The 10,650-nt window shown below is 44.1% G+C and carries 7 protein-coding genes and 2 rRNA genes (1 of these 9 cut by a window edge); 4 read left to right on the forward strand and 5 right to left on the reverse strand.

All coding sequences use genetic code 11. The annotated features are described in order from the left end of the window. The first annotated feature begins 174 nt into the window (after positions 1-174). Together V1502_RS01735 and rrf are read left to right on the forward strand one after the other, a co-directional pair. Positions 175-3,109, forward strand: a 23S ribosomal RNA gene (locus V1502_RS01735). Between the two features lie 85 nt (positions 3,110-3,194). Continuing rightward, positions 3,195-3,311, forward strand: a 5S ribosomal RNA gene (gene rrf, locus V1502_RS01740). A gap of 1,162 nt (positions 3,312-4,473) precedes the next feature. Here the strand turns inward: rrf and V1502_RS01745 are convergent. The 4 genes from V1502_RS01745 to V1502_RS01760 form a co-directional block, all read right to left on the reverse strand. After that, the gene (locus tag V1502_RS01745) at positions 4,474-5,295 is read right to left on the reverse strand and encodes a hypothetical protein (protein ID WP_409252675.1); all 822 of its coding nucleotides are present in this window, start codon (positions 5,293-5,295) and stop codon (positions 4,474-4,476) included. 13 nt (positions 5,296-5,308) lie between these two features. Then, entirely contained in the window at positions 5,309-5,716 is a 408-nt protein-coding gene (locus V1502_RS01750; RefSeq protein WP_409252676.1) for a hypothetical protein, read from the reverse strand. 196 nt (positions 5,717-5,912) lie between these two features. Next, the gene (locus V1502_RS01755; RefSeq protein ID WP_409252677.1) at positions 5,913-7,184 is read right to left on the reverse strand and encodes a lamin tail domain-containing protein; all 1,272 of its coding nucleotides are present in this window, start codon (positions 7,182-7,184) and stop codon (positions 5,913-5,915) included. Between the two features lie 144 nt (positions 7,185-7,328). Beyond that, positions 7,329-7,955: a LysE family translocator gene (locus V1502_RS01760; protein ID WP_409252678.1), complete on the reverse strand. Its 627-nt coding sequence runs from the start codon at positions 7,953-7,955 to the stop codon at positions 7,329-7,331. 291 nt (positions 7,956-8,246) lie between these two features. On the opposite strand from V1502_RS01760, the gene adh reads away from it, so the two are divergent. Together adh and V1502_RS01770 are read left to right on the forward strand one after the other, a co-directional pair. Then, entirely contained in the window at positions 8,247-9,767 is a 1,521-nt protein-coding gene (adh, locus tag V1502_RS01765; protein WP_409252679.1) for an aldehyde dehydrogenase, read from the forward strand. Between the two features lie 27 nt (positions 9,768-9,794). Beyond that, complete coding sequence (locus tag V1502_RS01770) at positions 9,795-10,151, forward strand: DUF779 domain-containing protein (RefSeq protein ID WP_409252680.1); 357 nt, start codon at positions 9,795-9,797, stop codon at positions 10,149-10,151. Positions 10,152-10,200: 49 nt separating this feature from the next. Here the strand turns inward: V1502_RS01770 and V1502_RS01775 are convergent, their stop codons facing one another. After that, positions 10,201-10,650, reverse strand: the 3' portion of a protein-coding gene (locus V1502_RS01775) for a hypothetical protein (RefSeq protein WP_409252681.1). The gene runs 102 nt beyond the window's last position; the window shows 450 of its 552 coding nt (coding positions 103-552); its start codon lies beyond the right edge, outside the window — the gene reads right to left on this strand; its stop codon occupies positions 10,201-10,203.

The following is a 10,650-nucleotide window of genomic DNA, read 5'->3' on the forward strand; positions in this document are numbered from 1 at the left end:
GATATATGAGACGTGACGATTTGTTTTGGTTTTGTTCAGTTTTGATGGTTTAATAATCATCAAAACATTGTTCTTTGAAAACTAGATAAAGATATATGAAGAAAGTCAAGAAAGAACCGAGAATTCGCCATTTTAGGATATCTCTTATGAGATATTTTGTTTGATTAACCTATTGGTTAAGTTAGAAAGGGCGCACGGTGGATGCCTTGGCACTAGGAGCCGATGAAGGACGGGACTAACACCGATATGCTTCGGGGAGCTGTAAGTAAGCTTTGATCCGGAGATTTCCGAATGGGGGAACCCGCTGCACGTAATGGTGCAGTATCCATACTTGAATACATAGAGTATGGAAGGCAGACCCGGGGAACTGAAACATCTAAGTACCCGGAGGAAGAGAAAGCAAACGCGATTCCCTGAGTAGCGGCGAGCGAAACGGGATTAGCCCAAACCAAGAGGCTTGCCTCTTGGGGTTGTAGGACACTCTATACGGAGTTACAAAGGAACGAAGTAGACGAAGAAGTCTGGAAAGGCTCGTCACAGAAGGTAATAACCCTGTAGTCGAAACTTCGTTCCCTCTTGAGTGGATCCTGAGTACGGCGGGACACGTGAAATCCCGTCGGAAGCTGGGAGGACCATCTCCCAAGGCTAAATACTCCCTAGTGACCGATAGTGAACCAGTACCGTGAGGGAAAGGTGAAAAGCACCCCGGAAGGGGAGTGAAATAGAACCTGAAACCGTGTGCCTACAAGTAGTCAGAGCCCGTTAACGGGTGATGGCGTGCCTTTTGTAGAATGAACCGGCGAGTTACGATCCCATGCAAGGTTAAGTCGGAAAGACGGAGCCGCAGCGAAAGCGAGTCTGAACAGGGCGAATGAGTATGTGGTCGTAGACCCGAAACCAGGTGATCTACCCATGTCCAGGGTGAAGTTCAGGTAACACTGAATGGAGGCCCGAACCCACGCACGTTGAAAAGTGCGGGGATGAGGTGTGGGTAGCGGAGAAATTCCAATCGAACTTGGAGATAGCTGGTTCTCTCCGAAATAGCTTTAGGGCTAGCCTCATGTAGTAAGAGTCTTGGAGGTAGAGCACTGTTTGGACTAGGGGCCCTCATCGGGTTACCGAATTCAGACAAACTCCGAATGCCAAAGACTTATCCATGGGAGTCAGACTGCGAGTGATAAGATCCGTAGTCGAAAGGGAAACAGCCCAGACCACCAGCTAAGGTCCCAAAGTATACGTTAAGTGGAAAAGGATGTGGAGTTGCTTAGACAACCAGGATGTTGGCTTAGAAGCAGCCACCATTTAAAGAGTGCGTAATAGCTCACTGGTCGAGTGACTCTGCGCCGAAAATGTACCGGGGCTAAACGTATCACCGAAGCTGTGGATTGACACCATTTGGTGTCAGTGGTAGGAGAGCGTTCTAAGGGCTGAGAAGCTGGACCGTAAGGACTGGTGGAGCGCTTAGAAGTGAGAATGCCGGTATGAGTAGCGAAAGACAGGTGAGAATCCTGTCCACCGAATGCCTAAGGTTTCCTGAGGAAGGCTCGTCCGCTCAGGGTTAGTCGGGACCTAAGCCGAGGCCGAAAGGCGTAGGCGATGGATAACAGGTTGATATTCCTGTACCACCTCTTTTCCGTTTGAGTGATGGGGGGACGCAGGAGGATAGGGTAAGCGCGCTGCTGGATATGCGCGTCTAAGCAGTTAGGCTGGTGATGAGGCAAATCCCGTCACCATAAGGCTGAGCTGTGACAGCGAGGGAAATATAGTACCGAAGTTCCTGATTCCACACTGCCAAGAAAAGCCTCTAGCGAGGAAAAAGGTGCCCGTACCGCAAACCGACACAGGTAGGCGAGGAGAGAATCCTAAGGTGAGCGAGAGAACTCTCGTTAAGGAACTCGGCAAAATGACCCCGTAACTTCGGGAGAAGGGGTGCTCTGGTAGGGTGCAAGCCCGAGAGAGCCGCAGTGAATAGGCCCAGGCGACTGTTTAGCAAAAACACAGGTCTCTGCGAAGCCGTAAGGCGAAGTATAGGGGCTGACGCCTGCCCGGTGCTGGAAGGTTAAGGGGAGTGCTTAGCGCAAGCGAAGGTGCGAACCGAAGCCCCAGTAAACGGCGGCCGTAACTATAACGGTCCTAAGGTAGCGAAATTCCTTGTCGGGTAAGTTCCGACCCGCACGAAAGGCGCAACGATCTGGGCACTGTCTCAACGAGAGACTCGGTGAAATTATAGTACCTGTGAAGATGCAGGTTACCCGCGACAGGACGGAAAGACCCCGTGGAGCTTTACTGTAGCCTGATATTGAATTTTGGCACAGCTTGTACAGGATAGGTAGGAGCCTAAGAAACCGGAGCGCCAGCTTCGGTGGAGGCGTCGGTGGGATACTACCCTGGCTGTGTTGAACTTCTAACCCGCGCCCCTTATCGGGGTGGGAGACAGTGTCAGGTGGGCAGTTTGACTGGGGCGGTCGCCTCCTAAAGAGTAACGGAGGCGCCCAAAGGTTCCCTCAGAATGGTTGGAAATCATTCGCAGAGTGTAAAGGCACAAGGGAGCTTGACTGCGAGACCTACAAGTCGAGCAGGGACGAAAGTCGGGCTTAGTGATCCGGTGGTTCCGCATGGAAGGGCCATCGCTCAACGGATAAAAGCTACCCCGGGGATAACAGGCTTATCTCCCCCAAGAGTCCACATCGACGGGGAGGTTTGGCACCTCGATGTCGGCTCATCGCATCCTGGGGCTGTAGTCGGTCCCAAGGGTTGGGCTGTTCGCCCATTAAAGCGGTACGCGAGCTGGGTTCAGAACGTCGTGAGACAGTTCGGTCCCTATCCGTCGTGGGCGCAGGAAATTTGAGAGGAGCTGTCCTTAGTACGAGAGGACCGGGATGGACGCACCGCTGGTGTACCAGTTGTCTTGCCAAAGGCATCGCTGGGTAGCTATGTGCGGAAGGGATAAGTGCTGAAAGCATCTAAGCATGAAGCCCCCCTCGAGATGAGATTTCCCATCACTTTATGTGAGTAAGATCCCTGAAAGATGATCAGGTAGATAGGTCTGAGGTGGAAGCGTGGCGACACGTGCAGCTGACAGATACTAATCGATCGAGGACTTAACCACACTATTTAGCGAAACTCGGAATACTTTCTTTTCTTCATACCTTTATCTAGTTTTGAGAGAACGATGTTCTTTCAAGTTTATACAGTCTGGTGATTAAGGCGAAGAGGTCACACCCGTTCCCATGCCGAACACGGAAGTTAAGCTCTTCAGCGCCGATGGTAGTTGGGGGATCTCCCCCTGTGAGAGTAGGACGTCGCCAGGCAATCAAAAGAGTACCCGAAGCGGTGCTCTTTTTTTGTTTGAAGTTTTTGAAAAAGACAGAATATGTTTAGTTCTGAAAATCCATCAAGAGCAGGAGCGAGGGTGGGGAGGAGCAAGAAGGTCGAGGACGAGAGGGAGAGAACACCGGAGTGGGCTCTGCCCATGAGGATGTGAACGAGCGAAGCGGACGAAGAGATTCGCCGCTCATCGCCGGCCGAGCCTTCAGTGGCGATGGTAGTTGGGTCTCCCCCTGTGAGAGTAGGACGTCGCCAGGCAACCAAAGAGTACCCAAGGGGTGCTCTTTTTTTGTATTTGAAAAAGAATAGAATGTGTTTAGATCTCAAATCTCATCAAAAGCAGGAGCGAGGGTGGGGAGGAGCAAGAAGGTCAAGGACGAGAGGGAGAGAACACCGGAATGGGCTCTGCCCATGAGGATGCGAACGAGCGAAGCGGACGAAGAGATTCGCCGCTCATCGCCGGCCGAGCCTTCAGCGCCGATGGTAGTTGGGGTCTCCCCCCTGTGAGAGTAGGACGTCGCCAGGCAACCAAAGAGTACCCAAGGGGTGCTCTTTTTTTGTATTTAAAAAAGATTAGAATGTGTTTAGTTCTGAATTTTTATCAAGAGCAGGAGCGAGGCGGGGGAGGAGCAAGAAGGTCGAGGACGAGAGGGAGAGAACACCGGAGTGGGCTCTGCCCATGAGGATGTGAACGAGCGAAGCGGACGAAGAGATTCGCCGCTCATCGCCGGCCGAGCCTTCAGTGCCGATGGTAGTTGGGTCTCCCCCTGTGAGAGTAGGACGTCGCCAGGCAACCAAAGAGTATCTTGATGGGGACAAAATTTTTAAAAAAATGAACAGAAGTACTCGAGAAGTATTCGGTTATGAGGCAATTGGCAAACGTTTAGTAGACTCCAACGACATATACCTTTTTAGAATGAAATTATGGAAATAAAAAATATTATAAACCAAAAGAGAATTCGACTGAAGACAGCAAGAAAGAGAGCAGGGGATATTATATTTTAATTCGTGCTGGAGAGGTTTTACCTGAAGGGAGTGGTGAATGACAGGAACATTAAAACTGACTGATTGCATTAATTACTTCTTTTGAAGGTACAAAAAAACAAGCTCTTGGAAAGTTTCTCCTCAAGCTTGTTCTATATTTACTTAGTCCCCAAACACAAACCCACTTATCAATCCAATCACATGATCCGTAAACGACTGCTGAGGCAACAAATACTCATTCCCAATAACTAAGTTATCAAACGCGACGTCGGTCGTTACACCATATCCACCACCGCCGCCAACCCAGATGGAACCAAGCCATACTTCCTGGAGAGGAAATGTTTCGCCTAACCATGGTTGTGTCATGATTTTTTCATCGTTCAAGTAAACACTTGCCTCATTAGATGTGCCATCTACGAACACATATATGTCTTCCCATTTATCCTGGTCAATTGTTGCATTATCCGAATATGTAGGTTTGGCGTTAAAATCATTTGAAATACCAAGTTCAAAATTGTTATTCACCACAATAGATAGTGGACCCGTTGGAAAATATATAGTTGCTATGGTAATTGCAGATTCTGTAAATGATCGAACTCGAGTTGTAACCTTGAAAACGAATGTCTCCGGTGGACTTTGGTCAGTTGAAAATTCGGTCATCATATTAGGGCTAAAATAGTTTTGTCTGGAAAGTTTCATAATACCCTTTTGTTCTTGATAATCACTTAACCAGTTTGCATCGGTTAAAATCCATTCATCATTGACAGTATCAAAGTCAGTAGAGTAATAGATTTCTGTAGGTGTACTAGCTGTTAATGATTTTTGGTAGGAGTAAATTGGATAGAGAAAGCCGGTAAAAATCAATAATGTCAGCATACGAATTAGATTTCGCTTTAATGTTTTCTTTTTCTTTTTAGGCTTTTTTGAATTTCGTCTAGGTGGGAGTGGTGTATTTGAGAGGTCTAGGTGGTGATTTGTTTCCACTATTAATCTCCTTTTAGTTACTGGATTCTACTGTTACAACGATTCGGTATGCAGCGGTTAGACTAGGACTAGTGATATCTATCGTTGGAGATGCTTTAAATACTCCTCCTGCACCTGCGGTCAAAACGGGCGGTGAGATTGACCCAATTACTTCTGAGCTTCCATTAAAGACTTTTACAGAATAGGTTATTGAATTGGCTGGATCCTTATTAGAAGTAAATTCAAGGTTTAAGTATAGTTTCCGATTTCTTGAATCATATCCAGCCACTTCAACTAGAGTTGCATGAGCATCACCAGTCACAAACCGAGTTGAATCCCCCTCCACTGTAACATTGTGGCTATCTGCGTTCACATGACTAATAGAAAACAAAAGTGTTAAAGACAAAACAAACATATTCAGTTTAAATAGTTTTTTTAGCATAGGCAAAACCTCCTAATATGATATAGTCGGAAAATTATGGATTATAACTATCAGTATATAAAAAGTGTTAGGGAAAATAAAGTGTTTATTGATGTTTATTTGCAAAATTTGATTAATTACTCTAAAAAATTTTTCTATATATAATAAGTTTATAGATTTTGTTAGTTATAAAGTTCTGCTCCTATAGACCTGTTTGCTAATTTAGTTCCACTCGTTCAACGACAATGACAATTCTATATGCTGCTGGCAGTCCTTGAGATAAGAGGACTTCTATGTTATTTAACTCCACATTATTTGCTCCGGGTGCTGCCGTTATTGATACCGGAGTGGTTAGATCACCCATTTTTCCAATTGTATTACTTTCCCCATCGTACACCTTAATAAAATAATGAAAGGTAGCTGTCTTTCCAGTTACATCGACTTGTGTATGAAGGGTTGAATTTAAATGTAATTTTTTATCCCTTGTGTTATAACCGGTCATTTCAATAAGTGTAGGATAAGATGTGCCAGTTGAAACATAGGTTTGCAGGCCTTCTAATTCTTCAATGGCTTGGACAACCATCTTATTTGACGTTAAATTCCCAGTTCCAACAAGGCCTTCATTTAATACGGTAATATTAAAGTCAGTATAATCTCTGTCAAAGTCTGTTCCATTGAAATTTAGTGTGACATGAACTGTGTTATCGTTATAGCGTTTAACGTTTCTTATCGTTGTACCTGGAGGTGGATTATTCAACTGTATTTTAGAGACTACTTCAGTTTTATATGTATCAGCCTGAAGAGTAAGGGATATTACATTTCCATTTAACGTTCTCTCAGATAATTGTGTAGGAGAGGCGATAATTCTTCGAAATGTATTTGAATTGATCTCGCTCGGTGTACCTAATCCTCCATTATATGAGGTGGTTGCCAGCCCCCAGTTTGATGAGACTGTGCCGTCTGTTGAACTATCTATTCTTTCCATTGTTGCTTTCATATCATTGTCCCCATTATACCAGCTGGACGCTTGGGGATTTAATTGTGTCCCCACATTTGTGCCGACTTGGTCTATGATTGTACCCGCAGAGTCTTTTAAATAAAGAACTTCACCTGAATTTACTAATGTATTATTATAATTATTGTAAATTAAATTCGCTGGTATTCCTGGTACAGTATTATCAGATCCTTTTTCTAATAGAAAATATCCATTTGGAGAAATGGTTCCACTAAGTGGGATGCTAGGTGTACCATCCATCGCTTCGAGTTTCCATCCCTGTAAAGAAACCGGGGACGACGTATTGTTATATAATTCGATCCATTCATTATTAAAGTCGACTGTGGTTCCCATCCAAGCGATTTCGTTAATAATAACTGACTTAACAGCTGCGGCTTGTCCTTTTTCTAAGATTGATAGTGGTTGGAAAATGCCTGAAGTAATTATAATTACTAAAATCATAATGGATAATAACAAAGTCTTGAATAACCTCATAACATACCTCCCACGTCATTTCTATAAATTTTTTGTCTTCTTCTAATATTCTATTTATTTCACTTCTTAGTATATCATTTTATTACATATTTTTACTTGTAATGTCATATTTCCACAAAAAAACCCTCAGAGAGGCTGAGGGGTTTAATGTTGTACTTTTTCAAATGCCAGCTTGATTCCAAACCCTATCAATATAGTCCCGGTCAATGCCTCAATAACCTTTGTGGTAGTGGGCATTTTCATAAAGGTGCTGATTTGGTTAATCAGGAAGATATAGACCAGGAACCAAACCGCTGTCAGCACTGCATAGGTGATGCCCATTAGCAGAAAGGGGATCAGTGGTTCGCTGCCTGTAGTAACAAACTGCGGAAGAAAGGTAAGGAAAAAGACAGCGACTTTAGGGTTCAGTATATTAGTGAGAAACCCTTGCTTGAAAGAAGATTTGTTTTTATATTTATTCTCCTGAGAAAGATCACCCGGTATGGAGTTCCTTCTCAGTGACAATATTGATTTAACTCCGAGGTAAACCAAGTAAAGCGCCCCCGCATATTTAAAGAAGGAAAATAAAACGGCCGATTTTACAATGATTGCTGAGAGTCCTGCAACGGCGGCAAGAGTGTGGATGAGCAGTGCACATATCGTCCCCAAAAGTGTCTGCATGCCCTTGTTGCTGCCGCCAGAAAGTGTATTCCGGGTAACGATGGCTGTATCCGGTCCGGGCAAAATAATCAGCATGATTGACATGAAGATAAACAGGTAAAAATTCTCCATACTTGTTTCCTCTCCTTCCTAATCAATGAAATTCTTTTTATCATACTATAGGAACTCCGCAAAGCATGTCGAACTTTGACAGGTCAACCAATATCTCTTATGGCACTTCTATCTTAAAGGGGGAGAATTGACACACATCTTCCACCATAAAATTAAGATGAAATAATTAATGTGTAATAAAATATATGATTCTGAATATTTTTATAATATAATAGGGTTACACCTGTTAGAAAGCGTTTACAACATTGCTAGAAAACTACATAACTATTAAAAAAGTATGGAGGGGATTTTATGATTTATGCACAACCGAATATGGAAGGATCAAAAGTAAATTTCAAATCGAAGTATGATAACTATATCGGAGGGGAATGGGTAGCTCCGGTAAAGGGTGAATACTTTGAAAATGTATCTCCAGTGAATGGAAAATCCTTCTGTCAGGTTGCAAGATCTACGTCAGAAGATATTGAGCTTGCGCTTGATGCTGCTCACGAGGCAAAGGGTGCATGGGGGAAAATGTCTGTCGCAGCACGTGCAAATATATTAAATAAGATAGCTGATAGACTTGAAGAGAATCTGGAAATGCTGGCTGTGGCTGAAACATGGGATAATGGGAAGCCTGTCAGGGAAACTCTTAATGCAGACCTGCCACTGGCCATCGACCATTTCCGTTATTTCGCAGGGTGTATTCGCGCACAGGAGGGCAGCATTGGGGAAGTCGATAATGATACGGTAGCCTACCATTTTCATGAGCCTCTTGGAGTAGTGGGGCAGATTATCCCTTGGAACTTCCCGCTGTTAATGGCGACTTGGAAACTCGCACCGGCACTGGCTGCAGGAAACTGTGTCGTTTTGAAGCCGGCTGAACAAACACCTACAAGTATTATGGTCATGATGGAACTCATTGGTGACTTGCTGCCGAAGGGTGTTGTGAATGTTGTCAATGGTTTTGGGGTAGAAGCAGGAAAGCCGCTTGCCACAAGCCAAAGAGTCGCAAAAGTAGCCTTCACAGGAGAAACGACAACGGGCCGTCTGATTATGCAATATGCTTCTCAGAATCTGATTCCGGTTACTTTGGAACTGGGCGGAAAATCGCCAAATATCTTCTTTGAAGATGTAATGGCACAAGATGATGATTTCTTTGACAAGGCAATTGAAGGATTCGTTCTTTTTGCGCTGAATCAGGGGGAAGTATGTACATGTCCTTCACGTGCTTTAATTCATGAATCGATCTACGATAAGTTTATGGAGAGAGCGCTTGAAAGAGTTAAAGCAATCAAACAGGGTAACCCGTTAGACACTGAGACAATGATTGGTGCACAGGCCTCTACCGAACAGTTAGAAAAAATTCTTTCCTATATAGATATCGGAAAACAAGAAGGAGCAGAAGTATTAACAGGGGGGAACCGTAATCTCCTTGAAGGTGAATTGGAAGGCGGTTACTATGTAGAACCGACTGTCTTCAAAGGTCATAACAAAATGCGTATCTTCCAGGAAGAAATCTTCGGACCGGTCGTATCTGTCACTACATTCAAAACTCAGGAAGAGGCACTAGAGATTGCGAACGATACGCTTTATGGATTAGGAGCCGGAATCTGGTCCAGAGATATTAACACCGCATACCGTTTTGGCAGAAATATTGAAGCAGGTCGTGTATGGACCAACTGCTATCATGCCTATCCGGCCCATGCTGCTTTCGGCGGTTACAAAATGTCCGGAATCGGCAGGGAAACCCACAAGATGATGCTAAGTCATTATCAGCAGACAAAAAATATGCTTGTCAGCTACAGCCCTCAGAAATTAGGTTTCTTTTAATCCTCGACTCAAAAAAGGAGGATAAATATGCCCGAAGTAGAAAAAGTGGTTGCGACAGAAGAAGCGTTAAATCTTATCTCAAAGCTGAAAGAAAAACATGGTCCGTTGCTATTCCATCAATCCGGCGGCTGCTGTGATGGAAGCTCGCCGATGTGCTATCAAGAGGGAGACATGCTGATAGGTGATAGTGATGTCCTGCTTGGACACATCGATGGCTGCCCTTTCTATATCTCAAAAGCTCAATATGATTACTGGAAACATACCCAGTTAATCATTGACGTCGTTAAGGGCAGAGGCGGCATGTTTTCGCTTGAAGGACCCGAAGGATTAAGATTTTTAACCAGATCCAGGATATTTACTGAAGAAGAAAAAGCAAGACTATAGGGGAACAAACAAGAACGACTCGTTGATAAGGCGAGTCGTTCTTCATTGGCTAATTTTCTGGAGAATCAATAGAATTGGCTATCTGGACTAAAGTTCCCGGAAGCATCAATGCTGAAACGCTTTTATTCACACTGAGCATATATTGCCAATGGTCTTTCTCAAATACCAAGACATTGAATCCTGAGTGATCTAAATAAACTGCCTTGCTGCCATCTTTGAGCTTAATGGTTTTGATGACTTCATCATCAGTATACTTAAGCTTCTGGGGGATAGGACGTATAGTGATTTTGTAATGATTATCTGGCGCCTTTTCATTAATGTATTTTATTTCGAAAGAGTCATTTTCATCCCCGTTTAAATTATTGAACCGTCCCAGGATATGGGTGAACTGAATTGGCGGTACTCTAAGAGGCAATCTCAGATCCTGTTTAAAATAGTTTTCAAATTCACTTGCTGCCTCCTCAGGGGTTGTATATCCAATCTCCTGGTAAACATCCTC

The organism is Rossellomorea sedimentorum (genome assembly GCF_046237645.1).
Classification (GTDB): Bacteria; Bacillota; Bacilli; order Bacillales; family Bacillaceae_B; genus Rossellomorea; species Rossellomorea sedimentorum.